Raw genomic sequence first — 17,488 nt, forward strand, 5'->3', positions numbered from 1 at the left:
GCAAGTAGTATTATAGGCAGTGCATTGCTTCTTCCGCTTCATCCCAAGGAACTTTATAGCCTTTTCCTCTAGCGCAGAAAATAGAAGTGGATGTGTATTCAGGATCTGCTTCTTTATTGTAGCCGATTTTTTCAATTACTTCCTCTTTATTGTGACAATGATCATATCCACCAAATAGTAGGCTTAGCGTTCCTTTGCCATGTGTGAAGGAAGCAAACGATGTACTGTAGTTCATAAAGGTTGCAACGGGTACTTGTCCTTTTATAATTACTTTGTCACCCACGTTTTCTGGCGTATCAAAAGTTCCATGTGCTTGTTGGATATCAGATAAAACCCTTCCTATAAGGTCCATATCTACTTTAATTTTGAAATCATAGAAAGGTTCTAAAAGTACATTTTCTGCTTTTTCTAACCCTTGTCTTAATGCTCGATATGTTGCTTCTCGAAAATCTCCGCCATGTGTATGCTCATTATGGCCTCGACCTGTGAGTAGTGTTATTTTGACGTCGGTAAGAGCAGACCCTGTCAGTATCCCGTGATGGTCACGTTCTGTTAGATGATGCAACACTAAGTTTTGGTTACCGATCGATAAATCATTTGCATGGCATACATTGTCCAAAGAAATGCCACTGCCACGTTCTGCAGGTTCGATTAATAAATGTACTTCTGCATAATGCTTTAATGGCTCAAAATGACCGTAACCTTTAACTGGTGTAGCAATTGTCTCTTTATATAAAATTCTAGGCTCACTAAAAGAGACGTTAATTTGGAAGCGTTCCAGTACAATTTGTTGAAGCACTTCTAGCTGAATAACACCCATCACATGTACATGTATTTCCTGAAAATGCTCATCCCAATAAACGCTTAACGAGGGATCCTCTGCATCTAACAATTTAAAGCATTGTAATACTTCTTTGACGTGAATAGAAGCATCAAAATTCACTTTTGATTTTAAAGTAGGAATCATATCGAAGGTCGTTTTGTCATTAGTGGCGCCAATTCCGTCGCCGATAGAGGCATTTGATAGCCCGGTTACTGCCACTAGCTCGCCCGCCACCGCTTGTTCCACCGTTTTGAATTTATTTCCGCTATATATGCGAAGTTGTGTAATTTTTTCCGCTAATTCCTCGTACCGCACTTCATCTCTTACTTTTAGCTTACCGCTTAGTAACTTAAGGAATGTAACTCTATTTCCACTTTCGTCATGACGAATTTTGTATACCTGTGCGGAGAACGTTTCTTGCTGATTATAAGTGGACTCTGTTAATAAATCCAATTTCTCTAAAAATTCGATAATGCCAATATCTTTTAATGCAGAGCCGCTTGCACATGGAAAAATTTTGTTTTCTTGAATCATGCGCCGACAAGTTTGAATCCACAACTCTTCGTCATAACCACTCTCCATATATGTTTCCAGTAATCCTTCATCTCGTTCTGCTAAAAATTCGATAAAATTTTCATTTAAAAAATTCGTTATATCACACACATCTTCTGACAAGTTAGCTCGAATTTCGTCTAAAATGCTCGCTGCATTGGTTCCTTCATAATCGGTTTTATTGATGAAGAAAAAAGTGGGTATCTGATGTTTTCGTAGTAGCTGCCATACGGTTTCGGTATGTCCTTCTACGCCATCTACCGCACTAATAATAATGATAGCAAAGTCCATCACTTGAATAGCTCGTTCCATTTCTGGGGAAAAATCGACGTGACCAGGTGTATCTATGACATAATAAGTGGAATCGTTATAGGAGAAGATTCCTTGATCCGCAAAAATCGTGATTCCTCTATTTTTTTCGATTGAATGGCTATCGAGAAAAGAGTCTTGATGATCGACCCGTCCTCTTTGTCGAATTGTCTTTGTATGATAAAGTAGTTGCTCAGAAAAAGTCGTTTTCCCGGCGTCTACATGAGCTAGTATCCCAATGGTTTTATACATGAAGTCACCTCTGTTCATTTGTAGTGAATGACTTTATTATAGCAAAGCTTTCATCTCAAAAGAAAAGCCACCTTGTATGACAAGGTGACTTATAATGTATTAAGATTCTACATGAACTTCTGTATCTTTTATTTTCATACGTTTGAACAATTTCCATATCCAACCGTCATGTGGCTTGAATAAAAACACGAGCATAAATAGTACACCTATCATTGCTGCCATCATGCCTGCAATAGAGGTATTCCATAGTTTTGCTAAATAATATCCTGTGATTGCAGCCATAACTCCAAATGCCATACTCCAAACAATCATTCCCACCACACTTTTACTCATCAGGTAAGCGGTAGCAGCAGGGCCAATAAGCATCGCCACAACAAGAACTGCCCCTACGCTATCAAAAGCAGCAACAGTTGTTAAAGAAACGAGTGTCATATAAGAATAATGCATAGCAACTATTGGCAAACCGATAGAAAGCGCAAAAACCGGGTCGAAAGTAGAGAGCTTCATCTCTTTGTAAAAGATAACTAGAAATAATATATTAAACAAAAGGACGATTAACAACATCCAAACAGCTTTTGGCATGGAAAACCCTAAAATCTCCCATGAATCCCAAGGAACAAAAGCAATTTCACCCATTAGCACATGCTCTACATCTAAGTGGACATTCCCTGCAAATAAAGTGATAAATAACACCCCTAGTGCAAATAAGGAAGTAAACACAACTCCGATAGCAGCATCTTCTTGTAAGCCACCTGACTGGAGCAATTGCACAAGAAAGGTAGTAAGTAGTCCAGCGATAGCAGCACCAATGAGCATCCAAAATCCACTTAATGATTGTGTAACCATAAATGCAACAACAATTCCAAATAACACGGTATGACTAATAGCATCTGCAATCATAGCCGTTTTGCGCAGAATTAAAAATACACCAGTTAATCCACAAGTAATGCCAACTAATGATCCAGTCAAGAGCACCCAGAACTCATTCATGGTTTACTGCCTCCTTTACTACATTTCTTTGCTTAAATGCTTTTTTCTTTAATGATTTGGCGATGAACCCTCGCGTTGGTGCGAAAAAATAGGATATGACAAAGAGACTAGCAGCACATAATACAATAATTGGTCCAGTTGAAAGTCCTGTACGAACGGAGCTAATAATCGTACCTAATGCCCCGGAAAGAGCACCGAAGAAAGCACTAGTAACAAGAATAACTCCAAGGTGATTGGACCAAAATCTAGCGGCAGCGGCAGGTATAATGAGCATAGCTGCCATCAATATAACACCAACTGCCTGTATTCCAGTTACAATCGTAAGTACAGTAAGAGCTGTCAATAAAACGCGTAATCGTTCGACTGGTAATCCGATGCCTCTTGCAAATACCGAGTCAAAAATCATTAACTTCCATTCTTTAAAAAATAGCAAACACATTAATATGATTAACAAAGCGCTACTTGATAGCCAAACTAGATCGCTTTTCGCCATGGTAGCAGCTTTTCCGAAGATAAAATCATTCAATCCACTTTGATTTCCTGTGCCGCTTTGATTGACAATGGTAAGGAGAACGATTCCAATACCGAAAAATACGGATAAAACAAATCCGATTGCTGCATCTGCTTTTAGTTTTGAGTTTCCGACAATCCACTGGATCATATAGACAGCAAGTGCAGAAGTAATGGCTGCACCTAACATTAAAATGGGTAAATCCTTTTGCTGAGTAACTAAATACGCTATCGCAATTCCAGGGAGAGCAGCGTGGGCAGCTGCATCTCCTACTAAGCTTTGTTTTTGAAGAAAGGCAAAGGTTCCATTTAAACCTGCAGCTATACCTAGCAAAATAGCCCCTATAAGAACCCAAAGCAAGTTTCCGGTTAGCATTATTCCCTCACCTCTCTCAATTGAACGTCTTGTTCGATTTCGTTTGATCCATAAAAAATAATTTTCCGCCATATGCTTCTTGCAGATTGTCTTCTGTAAATGTTTGCTCTGTTGGCCCTGCTGCAGTAATCGTTTGATTCAACAAAATCATCCAATCAAAATAGTCAGCTGCTGTTTGTAAATCATGGTGAACAACAAAAACAGATTTTCCTTTTGCTTTTAAGTCTTTTAAAATAGCAATAATTGTACGCTCTGTTGCTGCATCCACACCAACAAATGGTTCATCCATAAAATAGACTTCCGCTTCTTGCGCTAGGGCGCGCGCCAAAAATACTCGCTGCTGTTGACCTCCAGATAATTGACCAATTGATCGATCAGCAAAAGCTTCCATACCAACATTTTTTAAACACTCCATGGCGATTTGTTTATCTTTTGCTGAAGGTTTTTTTATCATGCCGATATGTCCGTAACGTCCCATCAGAACAACATCTAAAGCATTTGTAGGAAAGTCCCAATCGACTGCATTTCGCTGTGGAACATAGCCGACTGTATGTTCTTTTGGGTTAAGGGGGCGTTCTAAAATATGAACAGCCCCTGTTTTATTTGGTAATTGGTTCAGTATTGCTTTGATTAGTGTAGATTTACCAGCTCCATTTGGTCCGATAATGCCCGTTAGATGACCTACTGGAATAGTTAAATTCACATTTTGTAATACAACTTTTTCTTCATAAGCAACCGACAAGTTTGTTACTTGTAAAGCGTCCATGTTGCTTCCCTCCTATTTAAGTGAATCGACAATTGTGTTGACGTTATGTTTGTACATACCAATATAAGTTCCTTCTTCTGTTCCTTCCGCACCCATGGCATCAGAGTAAAGCTCCCCACCAATTTGAATCGTATGTCCTTTTTCTTTTGCACCTTCTATAACAGCCTTCATTGCTTTGTCAGAAACACTGGATTCTATGAAAACAGCTTTAATATTGTTATCTACTAGAAAATCTACGATATTTTGAACATCTTTTAAGCCATACTCAGAATCTGTACTTAATCCTTGTAAACCACGAACTTCCATACCATGGCTTTTTCCAAAGTAGTTAAATGCATCATGTGCTGTTACAAGCACTCGTTGTTTTTTGGGAATTTCACTAATCCGTTGATCTGTCCAATCAGACAAATCGGATAATTTTTTAAAAAATGCTTCTTCATTTTTTGCAAATTCTTCTTTACTGTTTGGAAGTTCTTCCGAAAGTGTTTTGGTCAGTTCTTTTGTCGCTATTTCCCATACGTTAATATCAAACCAAATATGTGGATCTGACAGTTCAGGATGTGCTTCATCCTTTAGTATTTGATCTTGTGGGACTATGTCACCAATCCCGACAACCGTTTTTTCTTTCTTCATTTTCTCGAAAATGTCGCTCATTTTGCCTTCTAGTTCTAGACCGTTGTAAAAAATGATGTCGGCCTTTTCTAAGGTTTGTAAGTCCCCTTGTGTCGCTTTGTACAGGTGAGGATCTACACCAGGTCCCATTAATGATTTTATTTCTACTTGGTCGCCGGCAATTTCTTTAACTGCATCCGCAATTTGCCCGGTTGTTGTAACAACTAAAGGCTTCGTCTCTTTTCCAATATCCCCACTAGCATTGTTGCTACACCCCACTAACAAAATCGCCGTAATGAATAAAAACAAGATTTTTTTCATTTTAATTCCTCCCTTTTCCTATGCTCTACTTTATTTCCCTTAGGAAACTTTTAGAATAAAAAAAATCACCTTTTTCTTAAGTGCCATTAAATTTCCCTTAGGAAACATTTGTTCACAAGGATAACACTTCATTTTTGTTTTGTCAAAGTAATGTATGTAAATTTTTTAATAATGGTGATTATAAGAAAAAACTTTTCTTAGTGTTATACTTTAATGACAAATTGAATGGAAAGGAGTTGATAGCTCATGCAATACTCGAAGTCTAAAATGGAGCAACTAGTAAAACATAGTGCAGAGCTTTCCAAACGTTTGAAAGAAGTAATGAAAGAGCACGACTTAGAAAAAAGTTTCGCTTTAAAAGCGCTATATCATTCAGAAGTAAAAGACGGCGGAAGATACCAGAGAGATTATCAAGATTTATAATTGGTAAAGGGGAAGAGGTATGAAGGCAAGAACCCTTTTTGTATATAATAAGTGGTTCTATTCTAATTGAGAACTATCTTGTTAATAAACAAGAAGAGGTGACAGATTTAGAAAAAGATCTTCCTTCACTCAAAGTTCAGGTGAATACAACAAGTTATCTTGTTTGTAGTAGATATGGATGCCCAGCTTCAAAGGTGACACTATTAGTGGAGTCAAAACAAATAGATAAATAATTAATTGTAGAGCGTGCCAGTCATTTGTTGATTCGGCACGCTTTTTTTCTACTTATTACTCTTCAATCTTTCCAAAAACTTCATCTTTTGTTTGGTCGAATGCTTTTTGCAAATTGCGTTTGTACAATTCTTTATCTTTTCCATCCAAATTTGGCGAACTTCTTATTTCTTCTTCGTAGTATCTTAAAATAGCGGTAAGTGATATTGATTCATTTGCGACACTATTCGTCATTAATGTACGTTTAATACCATCTACGTAATAATCTTTTGTTCCAACTGGCATGTTCCAACTTCCTTTCCATCGTAAACATAAAAAGCATCTTCCCTTAGTTGTTACAAAGGAAGATGCTAATTCAAGTGAATGAATATGGTTGATCGTTGTCGTGACGAATAATGCGTAAAGAAAAGAAAATGCCTATAAACGGCATAGTGAAATAAAAGGAGACGATTCCTCCAATGCTTCTTTCCAATTACGTTTTTTCGTACGGCAGCAATTTCAAGCTGTTGCTTGTTCATAGCTGCACTTAACACCTCCTATTCCGCGTAGGTTTTGGTGTGTACTTGAAATAGGCAGGTCTCCTGGCTTATGATCATGGCGTTCCTTTCCCTTCCCATTAATATTTAACAGTGGATGTGAAAGAATTGCTCCCATTTACAGTTGCGGGACAGCGTTGGTTTTTCACCGAACTTCCCTTTTAAGCTATTTTACAAAAGGTAAATAGCACCTAAATCTACACGTTATTCAGTTGTTCTTTTACTATAACATAGATGAAGCAAAAGAATTTTTATTTGCGAAAAATCGCAAATTTGGACAAGAAAATGATATTCTCCCTTCTTATAATCAATTGGAGGGAGGGATAAAAATGACTATATGGAAGACAAAAAATCCGTATCAAGTTTATATTTATACTTGTTTTTTATCACAGTTGTTTTTTACATTTATTTTCACTGTAAGTTTGTTATATCAAGTGAAAATTGTGATGCTAGATCCATTGCAACTTGTTCTAGTAGGGACTGTTTTGGAACTATCTGTTTTTTTATTTGAAATTCCAACTGGAGTAATTTCCGATGTAAAAAGCCGGAAGCTCTCCATTATTATTGGGTACTTTTTAATAGGGATTGGCTTTTTAATCGAGGGATTATTCCCATTTTTTATGGCTGTGCTTTTAGCGCAAGTTGCATGGGGGATTGGTTATACATTTACTAGTGGCTCCTTACAAGCTTGGATTGCAGACGAAGTAGGGGAAGAGCAAGCTTCCTTAGCATTTATAAAAGGAGCAAAGGCTGGTAATCTTGGGCAAGTCATAGCAATACCTCTAAGTATATTAACGGGTCTTTATATGATTAATCTACCAATCGTTATTGGTGGACTTTGTATGGTTGGATTGGCAGTGTATTTAATTCTATTTATGAAGGAAGAAAATTTTAATCCGTTGAGTAAGGCGGAGAGAACAACTACCTGGGAAAACATGAAGGGGAATATGAGGAAAATTATTTTTTACTCTAAAACTAGTTTTATCATCAGAATGCTTTTCCTTATTGCTTTATTCATTGGGTTTTATAGTGAAGGATTCGATCGTTTATGGATGTCTCACTTTTTGGACGTATCTAATTTAGGAGCACTAACGGATGAAAAGTTAGTTTTATTAACTGGTGGTATTCAATTTATAATTGTCCTAATTTCTTTTGCGTTACTGCATCTCATGAATAGAATCTCTCTCCATCAGAGTCTAAAACATATTTATATTGTTCTTTTTACATGTAGCTTATTTATTATTGCTTCGTTAATTGGCTATGCATTGTCAACGTATATGATAGGCTTATTAGTATTTTATATAATTATCCAAATAACAAGGAAAGTTATGTATCCATTAGAGGATATCTGGTTGAATAAAATTATTCCAGACTCATCTACACGTGCAACGTTTTTTTCTGTAAAAGGACAAGTAGATGCTATCGGTCAAATTGGTGGAGGTCCTGTAATTGGTTATGTTGCGACAAATTTCACGATAAAAACAGCAATTATTGTTAGTGCGGTTTTATTAACTCCAGTTCTATTTTTGTATAATATCGTTTTAAAAAAGCATCAGTCTTAATACTGATGCTTTAGTTATGTAACTCGGTACTTAATCTGTTATACCATTCCGAAGAAATTTCTACATTAGAGAGGGGAATATAAGTCGCATATTGTATTTCTTTATTAAATCCAATAAATTTATAAAGCCTCACTCTGCCGAGTGAGGCTCCTATTCGGACAAGCAGCATTGTCAAATAGTTATGAGAAAAACGAAGGGAGATCTTTTCAGATGCTTAATCTGTTTCTCCGTATATATTTACCCCTCAGGAATAAGGGTAAACTGGTAATATCTGTGGGATTAAGCTCGGTCTATTTCTCTTTTCTTAATCGGCAAGTAGATTTCCATAAATATTTTTTCGTATATCCAGTCATGGCAATGTTCATCGTAATATTCAAAGTCATAGACGCTTTCATCGACCTCATAATGAGACGTTGGTAACCAATCTTCCAAAATATATTGCCAAGTTCCTTTGATAGAATGGACGAATTGCCCTACTTCGACGAGTGGGGTTCTAAAAACCGCGTATGTGGCTGCTGGGATTTTCAACTTTGTCAGTTCTTTAGGGAGATGGTTGTCTTGGTCATAATTCACTGCAAATAAATAAGTAAAGCTGTCTTTCAATTCAGTTCCACTTATATTAATACAATACTCCCCATGTTTTTTAGGAGACAATAGATTGTATAGCGTGCTTTCGATTGCTTCATCAACTGAAATCCTTTGTTCCCAAAAAGCAGGTGCATCCCTTGTGTAAGAAACCTTTTCCAAGTGACTCTCAAATGTCTTCCCTGCAATATCAAAAGCTTCTTTGTGAATAATTTTTGGTTGCATCACTATTCCGCCAGTCTGTTTTTGACGAAGACTGAGTAAATCTAATTTTTGTGGTAAGGAGATTGGACAGTGAAGCTTATATAAACTTGGAGGACTTCCAAAACACTTTTTAAACGCTTTTGTAAAACCGGAATGCGTTTCAAATCCATAATCTAGTGCTATTTGAATAATTCTTTTGCCTTGGACTAACTCGTACAAAGCGAATTGAAGCTTTCTTTTCTGTACATAGTTCATAACGGTATACCCAATATGTTTATCAAAGATTCTATAAAAATGATAGGGAGAATAGCCTACTAGATTAGCTAGTTCCTCTGCATTAATCTCCTCGTTAATATGTTCATCAATGTAATCGATTACTTGTTGTAGTAATAATAACTGTTGTATAGCAATTGCCACCTTTTTTAATTTATCTATTATTCATAATATATCTTATTATTCCATTATAATAGAATGTAATTTCATGATTTTATATAAAGGGGGAGAAAAGGTGCGAATGTTGATAGACAAAATTAACCAGTTAATAGAACAGTCAAAGGGGATATGGGGGATTGTTATAGAGGATTTGGATGGAGGCGAGAGGTGGAAATTAAACGGGGATGAGCTTTTTTATGCAGCAAGTGTTATAAAAGTACCTATTATGGTAGCGGTTTTCTCAGCTGTTGAACGTGGTGAAATATCATTAACAGATGAAATTATCCTAAAAGAAGATGACTTTGTAGGAGGTTCAGGGGTTATTCAACATTTAACTCCCGGCACAGCCCTTTCTATTTGCGACATTGTAATGCTAATGATTATTCAAAGCGATAACACAGCGACGAATATATTAATAGATTTAGTAGGAGTAGAACCTATTGTACAGACAATGAAAGAAGCAGGTATGGAAAAGAGTACTTTTTATAACAAGTTAATGATGAATAATCCGAGACCAAAAGGCTACAATCAAATTACAGCCAATGATATTGGAAAACTATTAAAGCTGATGTCTACAGGTAAGCTAGTAAGTGAAGAGGCTAGTAAACAGATGATTGCTATCATGAAAAAGCAACAAATAAAAGATTGCTTACCTGAAAAACTACCTTCCCCATATTCTAACTTTAATAATGGGATGACGCCTTGGGAACTTGCCCATAAAACAGGTTGGATACCTGGAACTCGTCATGACGTAGGTATTTTTTATATCGGACAAAGAAAGCTAATCGCAACTGTTTTATCGAAGGAAGAAGATGACCTAGTTTCCAAGCAAGTTCTAGCTCAAATAGGAGAAGAAATATATACTTATTTACAGGATAGCTCCCTAAACGTATAAAGTAAGCAAAACAACCGATTTCTTTCAAAAGAGGAATCGGTTGTTGCATGTTATAATAGACATATTATTGGAGGGAATACATTGACGAATTTTAGCCGACAACCGGCATTCATTTATACATTTGCATATAACGATGCAGAACGCTCCCTATGTCATTTAGAGATGCGCTCTTTTTTTGGAGCAGATACAGAAGCCAAAATCATAAAAAGCAATGTGAAGATAGATCCTAGTAGGAGCCCATTTATAAAAGGAAGAGTGGAAGTTTTAGCAGAGGAAGACACGGTGGAAGAGATCATTGCACAAGCACCCATGTTTGGCAATGAAGAACAGACAAACAAAGTGATGTTCCTCAAAATTAATGATCGACAAGGGAAAGATAAAGTTGAAAATAACGAGCGCCTTCAAATAGAACGAGCAATCGGCAGTGAAATGCAAGGAGAATTCGACTTACATAACCCAGCCCAACTTTATGCGGTAGTTCCATACGGTGGCCGCTGGTACTTTGGGTTATATACGAAAAGTGAGCCTATTTGGTTTAAGCATATGAAAAAACCAAGAGAGTATTCAACTGCACTTAGCACAAGAGTGGCTCGCGCAGTAGCAAATATCGCAGTTCCACGTCCTGAAGGGATTCGAGCAATCGATCCTTGCTGCGGAATTGGAACAGTGCTTGTCGAAGCTTTATCTATGGGAATAAACATAGTCGGAAGGGATATTAATCCACTTGTTTGCGTAGGTTCTAGAGAAAATATTGCACACTTTGGTTTAACAGGGGATGTAAGGAAAAGTGCTATTGAGGACATCACCGAAGCATATGATGTTGCCATTATTGATTTGCCGTATAATTTGTATACGCATGCATCATGGGACGAACAATTTACGATATTGAAGCACGCTAGAAGAATAGCCAAAAAGGTTGTTATTGTTACAATTGAGTCTATGGATGAGCGATTAGAATCGATTGGATTCCAAATAATCGATCGTTGTATTACAAAGAAGCAGCAGTTTTCACGTGAAATAGTTGTTTGCGAGTAATTTGGAACGAAAGGAGAGCACAGGAATGAAGGATCTATCCATTGGTGGACTTTTAGACGTAATAGGAGAATTATTTTCGGATGAAATATCTATTGCAGTATCCGATAAAGAAAAGTATATCTATTATCGACCAAGTAAACGAATAGATTTGAAAATTACTTCTGGTGATCCTGTGGTAGAGGGAACACTTGCTTATAAAGCGATGAGCGGAAAGCAAAAAGTGTCAGAGTTTATCGACCGAGAAGTGTTCGGGGTTCCTTATCACGGGATGGCTGTACCTTTTCAGCATAAAGGAGAGCTAGAAGGTTGTGTACTAGCTATTTATCCTGCATTTACGGAAGGGAAGTCTGTCGTAACGATCAAAACACAGGATGGCTGGATTCCAATTTCGTTTTCAGATGTTATCTATTTAGAAGCAAGAGATCGAAAAACACATATAGTGACGAAGACATTTTCAGGAACCCACACAAGTTCACTACATGACTTCGAATATAGGCTTCCCAGACAATCCTTCATACGCTGTCATCGTTCATTTATCGTGAATGTTCATCATATAAAAGAAATTTATCCAGACACACATTCTACGTTTATTCTAGTGATGGAAAATGGGGAAAAAGTATCCGTTAGTCAGTCATACTCTAGTTATTTTCGAAAGTTATTAGGATTTTGACGATCCATAGAGGTGGAGTCTTCTGCTGAATGATGATAAAAAGGCTTGTATAAGGGGAAACCATCCTTTTATTCAAGCCTTTTTTAGAGGATTATTTTATTAAAATAATAGTTTGAAATTATACGTCAAGAAATTTGCTGGTTTAATCATAAAATTCTCTGCTTTAATCGATCAATAAGCTTCTTTATCTACTTTTATCGAAATTGTGACAATATACGATAAAATAAGATACATGTATCTTACGAGGAGGTTTAATTGATGGAAAAGAATCTTGAGCGTATAAAAGATAGCAGCTTGCACGATCTTGTCGTAAAAGCGGAGAATGCTGCATCGTGGATTAGAGACGGTATGACATTAGGTTTAAGTGGATTTACAAGGGCGGGTGACGCGAAAGCGGTTCCATTTGCATTAGTCGAGCGAGCAAAGAAAGAAAAATTCAAAGTAAATATTTTTACAGGGGCTTCTTTAGGTTCTGATTTAGATAAAGTATTATCGGAAGCGGGTATTATTAATAAACGCCTGCCTTTCCAAGCAGATGCAACGATGCGTAAAAATATCAATGCCGGCAATCATTTATTTGTTGACCAACATCTGTCCCATACAGCAGAAATGATACGTAATAGAGTCTTACCACAAATTGACTTCGCTATAGTGGAAGCGGTTTCAATAACGGCAGATGGTATGATTATTCCTACTACATCTATTGGTAACAATTTAACTTTTGTAACACACGCTAAAAATATTATTGTAGAAATTAATCTAGACCAATCGGAACAATTAGAAGGATTGCATGACTTATATGAGCCGGCTGAACAAGGACAAAGACTTCCGATTCCATTAACAAAAGCAGATGATCGAATCGGTACAGTTGGAATGCCTGTTGATACGGATAAAATTCGTGGTATCGTTTTTACTAAATGCACAGATTCACCATCACCGATTGTTCCACCGGATCACGAGACAAAAGAAATGGCACAGCATTTAATCTCTTTCTTACGGGAAGAAGTAAAATCAGGAAGACTTACTAATAAACTTGCTCCACTTCAAGCAGGTATTGGTTCGGTAGCGAATGCAGTGTTACACGGACTCATTGATTCCGAATTTGAAGATTTACAAGTATACTCGGAAGTGCTACAAGACTCTGTGTTCGAGTTAATCGATGCAGGAAAAGTCAATTTTGCATCTGCTTGCTCCATCACACTTTCAGAAGAAATGATGAAGCAAGTATATGGAAACTTGGAGAATTATCGAGATAAGTTAGTTCTACGTCCACAGGAAATTACAAATCATCCTGAAATTATTCGTCGACTCGGATTGATCTCAATCAACACAGCGCTTGAGTTTGATATTTACGGAAACGTTAACTCAACGCATGTTTCTGGAACAAAAATGATGAATGGTATTGGTGGTTCAGGGGATTTCGCTCGAAATGCAAAACTTGCCATTTTCGTTACGAAGTCTATAGCAAAAGGCGGAAACATTACAAGTATTGTACCTTTCGTCGCACATGTAGACCACACCGAGCATGATGTGGATGTGGTTGTGACTGAGCAGGGCTATGCAGATCTTCGCGGATTGGCTCCAAGAGAACGTGCAGAACTGATTATTAATAATTGCGTACATCCAATGTACAAAGCACAATTACGTGATTACTATGAAGAAGCTTTAACAAGAGGCGGACAAACTCCACATGTACTTGAAAAAGCATTCTCATTCCATACGAATCTAGCGAAAAATGGCACAATGCTTGATGAAAAAGTAAAATCTTATGTTTAATGGAAAAACCGATCTCATTTATGTGGAGATCGGTTTTTGTATGGAGGGAATGTTCCTTTTCATGTGTTCTAAATCTAAATATTGTACTTAGATTTCTTAAATACGGCAGATGCGAGGGCTAGTAATTACCTAATGCGTCGCAGTATCCCTCACTATGCAAAATAATAAAAGGGTAATTTTTGTTAGTGAATATCCTTTTTCTTAAATCTTCCGCCACGAACTTCGGCGATATTACCGATTGCTAAAAATGCATGATCATCAATTTCTTCTACTATCGACTTTAGTTTTGCTTCTTCAATTCTGGTAACAACTGTGAAAATGACTTTTTTATTGTCCCCCGTATAGGCACCTTCTCCGTGTAAGTAGGTTACTCCACGACCAAGTCGATCCATGATTGCATCTCCAATGTCCTCTATCTGATCGCTAATAATATAAATAGATTTGGATTCATCTAATCCTTGAATGACAATATCAATTGTTTTGAATGCGATGAAATAAGCTAAAAATGAATACATCGCCTGTTCCCAAGTAAATACGAAGCCCGCCACACTGAAAATAACTAAGTTAATAATCATAATAATTTCACCAACAGAAAATGGTAGGGCTTTATTGAATAAAATAGCTAGAATTTCGGAACCATCTAAGGAACCGCCATTTCGAATAACAAGACCGACGCCCATTCCTAAAATGATTCCTCCGAACACAGTGGAGAGCAATAAATCTTTCGTAAAGGGATCTATATTATGTAAATAGGATGTACAAATAGATAATACTGAAATACCAAATAAGGTGGATAATGCGAAGGTTTTCCCTATTTGTTTATAGCCAAGGAAAAAGAATGGGATGTTGAGGATAAAGATAAAAATACCTAAACGGACACCAGTAAGGTGTGAAAGGATAATTGAGACCCCAACTACTCCCCCGTCTAATATTTGATTTGGTACTAAAAATAACTCCAATCCAACTGCCATTAGAATAGCACCAATAGCAATCATTAATGTCCGTGCAAAGATGACTTTTTTAGGAGCATTTCTATGGGGAATTTTTTCAACCTTTAGTTCTGCAGATACGTCACTCAATTTAATCTCCTCTTTTCTATAAGCTTTCTTTTTATTTTATAGAAGTTTTTGGGATAATAGAAGGGGAAGATATTACGTTGTGTAAGGAAACAGCATTTAATTTGACAGAAACAACAGATGTAATTATGATGGTTACATCGGAAGGTGGAAAGATATGAAGATTAGTAGTCGATTTACAGTCGCTGTTCATATACTATCTCTCGTAACGTTAGATCGAAATATCGTTTGTACTTCTGAGTGGATTGCAGAGAGCGTTAATACAAATCCAGTGGTAATTAGAAGAGTGATGGGTAAGCTAAAAAAAGCAGGACTTATAGAGATCCGACGTGGGCTAGGAGGAGCTACGCTTCAAAAGCCTTTACATGATATAACCCTTTTAGATGTATATCATGCGGTAGAAGTGGTAGAAGAAGGAGAACTTTTTCAAATGCATGAGAATCCCAATCCCAATTGTCCAGTCGGTGCTAATATTCAAGGAGTATTGGAACTAATACTGTTCCGTGCGCAAGATGCAATGGAGGCAGTTTTAAAGGAAGTTACGATGGAAGAGTTAGTTCAAGTGTTAAGCAAAAAAATTGGATAATTTCTATTCAATTTTTTTACTATAGTTGTAACGGTTAAAGTTACAACCAAATAAAATTTTATTGGAGGAAAAAACATGAAAATAGGTATAATTGGGGCAACAGGAAAAGCAGGAAGTCATATATTAGAAGAAGCAAAAGTTAGAGGGCATGAAGTAACAGCAATTGTTAGAGATGCTACGAAACTGAATACGAAAGACGTTCAAGTTTTAGAAAAAAGCATATTTGACCTTACGTCAGAGGATGTAAAACAGTTTGACGTTGTCGTAAATGCTTTTGGTGCTCCGCTTGGTGAAGAGCAAGCCCATGTAGATGCTGGCCATGCTTTAATCGAGGCGATTAAAGGAACTGATACAAGGGCAATTGTTGTAGGTGGCGCAGGAAGTTTATATGTGGATGAAGCGCAAACAATCCGTGTAATCGATACACCTGATTTTCCTGACATTTTCAAACCTACAGCAACAGGTCAAGGAAGAAACTTAAAAGAATTACAAGAAACAGCTGATATTAAATGGACATTTGTTAGTCCTGCTGGCCACTTTGACCCAGAAGGTAAAAGAACGGGTTCTTATCAATTAGGAAAAGATAATCTAATTTTAAACTCAAAAGGCGAAAGCTATATCAGTTATGCAGATTACGCAATCGCCATTGTAGATGAAATTGAAAATGCCAAGCATGTTAATGAACGTTTTTCAGTTGTTTCAGAAGCGGAGTAGATAATGGAAATTGGTATATATACATTTGGGGACCTAGGTCCAAATCCGCACACTGGAGAAACAATTAGTGCGAAACAGCGTTTAAAAGAAGTGATTGAATTGGGGAAAATGGCTGACGAGGCAGGTCTTGATATTTTTGGTGTTGGCGAACACCATCGGTTGGATTATGCTATTTCGTCTCCTGCAATTGTCCTTGCTGCGGTTGCACAAGCTACAAAACATATTAAACTAACGAGTGCAACAAGTGTTATAAGCACCCTAGATCCAGTTCGTTTATTTGAAGATTTTGCAACTTTAGACGTGATTTCCGAAGGACGTGCTGAGATCATAGCAGGTAGGGGAGCATTTATAGAGTCCTTTCCCCTTTTTGGATATGAACTGGATGATTATGATACATTGTTTGAAGAAAATATAAAATTACTGCAACAGTTAAATACAGAGGAAATCGTGACTTGGCAAGGTACATTTCGTTCTAACCTGGAGAACGCAATGATTTCTCCACGACCAATTCAAGAAAAGCTGCCACTTTGGGTTGGAGTAGGAGGGACTGCTAAGAGTGCAATCAGAGCTGGTAGACTCGGAACAGGATTGGCAATGGCTATATTAGGAGGACCGCTAACACATTTTAAATCCTTAGTAGATTTATATATACAAGCGGGTATGGAAGAGGGACATAAACGAGAAGACTTACCGATTGCAGTAAACGCACATACCTATATAGCAAAAGAAAGCCAACAGGCAAAAGACGAGTTTTATCCTTATTACGCTAATTATTGGTCTTATGTGAATAAGCAAAGAGGAATGGCAACAAGAATAACTCGTTCTGATTTTGAGCAAGTAGCAAGTCCAGAAACGGCCCTTTTTGTGGGAAGTCCACAGCAAATCGTTGAAAAAATACTTCGCCAGCATGAAGCATTCGGACACGACCGCTTTATCGCACAAATAGATATCGGTGGTCAATCATTTAGTGAGGTTGCAAAAGGAATCGAACTACTTGCAACAGAAGTTGCCCCGGTAGTGCGGAGAGAAACAAGTAAATAATTATGAGGAAAACGGCTGAGATGTATGGTATCTCAGCCGTTTTCCTCTTTAGAAAATTATAATACGGTAAGTGAGTGCCCCTTTCTAAACAGCGTAAACCATTTCACCATTTAGGAAAACTGCGAAGTAGTTAGTTGATGAAGTTGTCCGCTAGATTTTCACTGCAGTCGTACGCTTTCCGCCGGGTGAGCGATGAGCCATTCCCTCCGCT

General features: G+C 37.3%; 17 protein-coding genes and 1 riboswitch. Of the genes, 9 read left to right on the plus strand and 8 right to left on the minus strand.

All coding sequences use genetic code 11. The annotated features are described in order from the left end of the window. Positions 1 to 10: 10 nt before the first annotated feature. The 5 genes from ACIP9W_RS19365 to ACIP9W_RS19385 form a co-directional block, all read right to left on the minus strand. Positions 11 to 1,936, minus strand: a complete 1,926-nt coding sequence (locus tag ACIP9W_RS19365; RefSeq protein ID WP_400792748.1) for a GTP-binding protein — start codon at positions 1,934 to 1,936, stop codon at positions 11 to 13. Positions 1,937 to 2,035: 99 nt separating this feature from the next. After that, complete coding sequence (locus ACIP9W_RS19370; protein WP_400792749.1) at positions 2,036 to 2,926, minus strand: metal ABC transporter permease; 891 nt, start codon at positions 2,924 to 2,926, stop codon at positions 2,036 to 2,038. Beyond that, positions 2,919 to 3,812 (minus strand): metal ABC transporter permease, encoded by an 894-nt coding sequence (locus ACIP9W_RS19375; RefSeq protein WP_400792751.1) that lies wholly within the window; start codon positions 3,810 to 3,812, stop codon positions 2,919 to 2,921. Before ACIP9W_RS19375 ends, ACIP9W_RS19370 begins: the two co-directional genes overlap by 8 nt. A gap of 16 nt (positions 3,813 to 3,828) precedes the next feature. Next, entirely contained in the window at positions 3,829 to 4,578 is a 750-nt protein-coding gene (locus ACIP9W_RS19380; RefSeq protein ID WP_400792752.1) for a metal ABC transporter ATP-binding protein, read from the minus strand. Positions 4,579 to 4,590: 12 nt separating this feature from the next. Continuing rightward, positions 4,591 to 5,511, minus strand: a complete 921-nt coding sequence (locus ACIP9W_RS19385; RefSeq protein ID WP_400792753.1) for a metal ABC transporter solute-binding protein, Zn/Mn family — start codon at positions 5,509 to 5,511, stop codon at positions 4,591 to 4,593. A 246-nt stretch (positions 5,512 to 5,757) separates the two neighbouring features. Between ACIP9W_RS19385 and ACIP9W_RS19390 the strand changes: the two genes are divergently transcribed. After that, a complete protein-coding gene (locus ACIP9W_RS19390) occupies positions 5,758 to 5,934 on the plus strand; it encodes a hypothetical protein (protein ID WP_282241618.1) in 177 nt (58 codons plus the stop codon). A gap of 288 nt (positions 5,935 to 6,222) precedes the next feature. On the opposite strand, the gene ACIP9W_RS19395 is transcribed toward ACIP9W_RS19390, so the two are convergent. Then, on the minus strand, positions 6,223 to 6,450 hold the full coding sequence (locus tag ACIP9W_RS19395; RefSeq protein ID WP_400792754.1) for a hypothetical protein: 228 nt from the start codon (positions 6,448 to 6,450) through the stop codon (positions 6,223 to 6,225). Between the two features lie 269 nt (positions 6,451 to 6,719). Beyond that, positions 6,720 to 6,911: riboswitch (cobalamin riboswitch) on the minus strand. Between the two features lie 119 nt (positions 6,912 to 7,030). Here ACIP9W_RS19395 and ACIP9W_RS19400 point away from each other — a divergent pair. Continuing rightward, the gene (locus ACIP9W_RS19400; RefSeq protein WP_400792755.1) at positions 7,031 to 8,263 is read left to right on the plus strand and encodes an MFS transporter; all 1,233 of its coding nucleotides are present in this window, start codon (positions 7,031 to 7,033) and stop codon (positions 8,261 to 8,263) included. Between the two features lie 279 nt (positions 8,264 to 8,542). On the opposite strand, the gene ACIP9W_RS19405 is transcribed toward ACIP9W_RS19400, so the two are convergent. Beyond that, positions 8,543 to 9,469 (minus strand): AraC family transcriptional regulator, encoded by a 927-nt coding sequence (locus ACIP9W_RS19405; protein ID WP_400792757.1) that lies wholly within the window; start codon positions 9,467 to 9,469, stop codon positions 8,543 to 8,545. A 97-nt stretch (positions 9,470 to 9,566) separates the two neighbouring features. On the opposite strand from ACIP9W_RS19405, the gene ACIP9W_RS19410 reads away from it, so the two are divergent. The 4 genes from ACIP9W_RS19410 to scpC all read left to right on the plus strand — a co-directional run bounded on the left by ACIP9W_RS19410 (position 9,567) and on the right by scpC (position 13,860). Beyond that, positions 9,567 to 10,379, plus strand: coding sequence for a serine hydrolase (locus ACIP9W_RS19410; protein ID WP_400792770.1), 813 nt, complete (start codon positions 9,567 to 9,569; stop codon positions 10,377 to 10,379). A gap of 81 nt (positions 10,380 to 10,460) precedes the next feature. After that, entirely contained in the window at positions 10,461 to 11,414 is a 954-nt protein-coding gene (locus ACIP9W_RS19415; protein ID WP_400792758.1) for a TRM11 family SAM-dependent methyltransferase, read from the plus strand. A gap of 25 nt (positions 11,415 to 11,439) precedes the next feature. Continuing rightward, complete coding sequence (locus tag ACIP9W_RS19420) at positions 11,440 to 12,084, plus strand: LytTR family DNA-binding domain-containing protein (RefSeq protein ID WP_282241609.1); 645 nt, start codon at positions 11,440 to 11,442, stop codon at positions 12,082 to 12,084. A 258-nt stretch (positions 12,085 to 12,342) separates the two neighbouring features. Then, complete coding sequence (gene scpC, locus ACIP9W_RS19425; RefSeq protein WP_400792760.1) at positions 12,343 to 13,860, plus strand: succinyl-CoA:acetate CoA-transferase ScpC; 1,518 nt, start codon at positions 12,343 to 12,345, stop codon at positions 13,858 to 13,860. Between the two features lie 182 nt (positions 13,861 to 14,042). Here the strand turns inward: scpC and ACIP9W_RS19430 are convergent, their stop codons facing one another. Beyond that, on the minus strand, positions 14,043 to 14,855 hold the full coding sequence (locus tag ACIP9W_RS19430; RefSeq protein WP_483880179.1) for a YitT family protein: 813 nt from the start codon (positions 14,853 to 14,855) through the stop codon (positions 14,043 to 14,045). A gap of 238 nt (positions 14,856 to 15,093) precedes the next feature. Here ACIP9W_RS19430 and ACIP9W_RS19435 point away from each other — a divergent pair, with 238 nt between their 5' ends. The 3 genes from ACIP9W_RS19435 (at position 15,094) to ACIP9W_RS19445 (ending at position 17,277) form a co-directional block, all read left to right on the plus strand. Then, positions 15,094 to 15,522 (plus strand): Rrf2 family transcriptional regulator, encoded by a 429-nt coding sequence (locus ACIP9W_RS19435; protein ID WP_400792761.1) that lies wholly within the window; start codon positions 15,094 to 15,096, stop codon positions 15,520 to 15,522. A 75-nt stretch (positions 15,523 to 15,597) separates the two neighbouring features. Then, positions 15,598 to 16,236 (plus strand): NAD(P)-dependent oxidoreductase, encoded by a 639-nt coding sequence (locus ACIP9W_RS19440; protein WP_400792762.1) that lies wholly within the window; start codon positions 15,598 to 15,600, stop codon positions 16,234 to 16,236. Between the two features lie 3 nt (positions 16,237 to 16,239). After that, positions 16,240 to 17,277, plus strand: a complete 1,038-nt coding sequence (locus ACIP9W_RS19445) for an LLM class flavin-dependent oxidoreductase (RefSeq protein WP_400792763.1) — start codon at positions 16,240 to 16,242, stop codon at positions 17,275 to 17,277. The last annotated feature ends 211 nt before the right edge of the window (positions 17,278 to 17,488 follow it).

It is taken from the genome of Psychrobacillus sp. NPDC093180, from assembly GCF_044754065.1.
Taxonomy (GTDB): domain Bacteria; phylum Bacillota; class Bacilli; order Bacillales_A; family Planococcaceae; genus Psychrobacillus.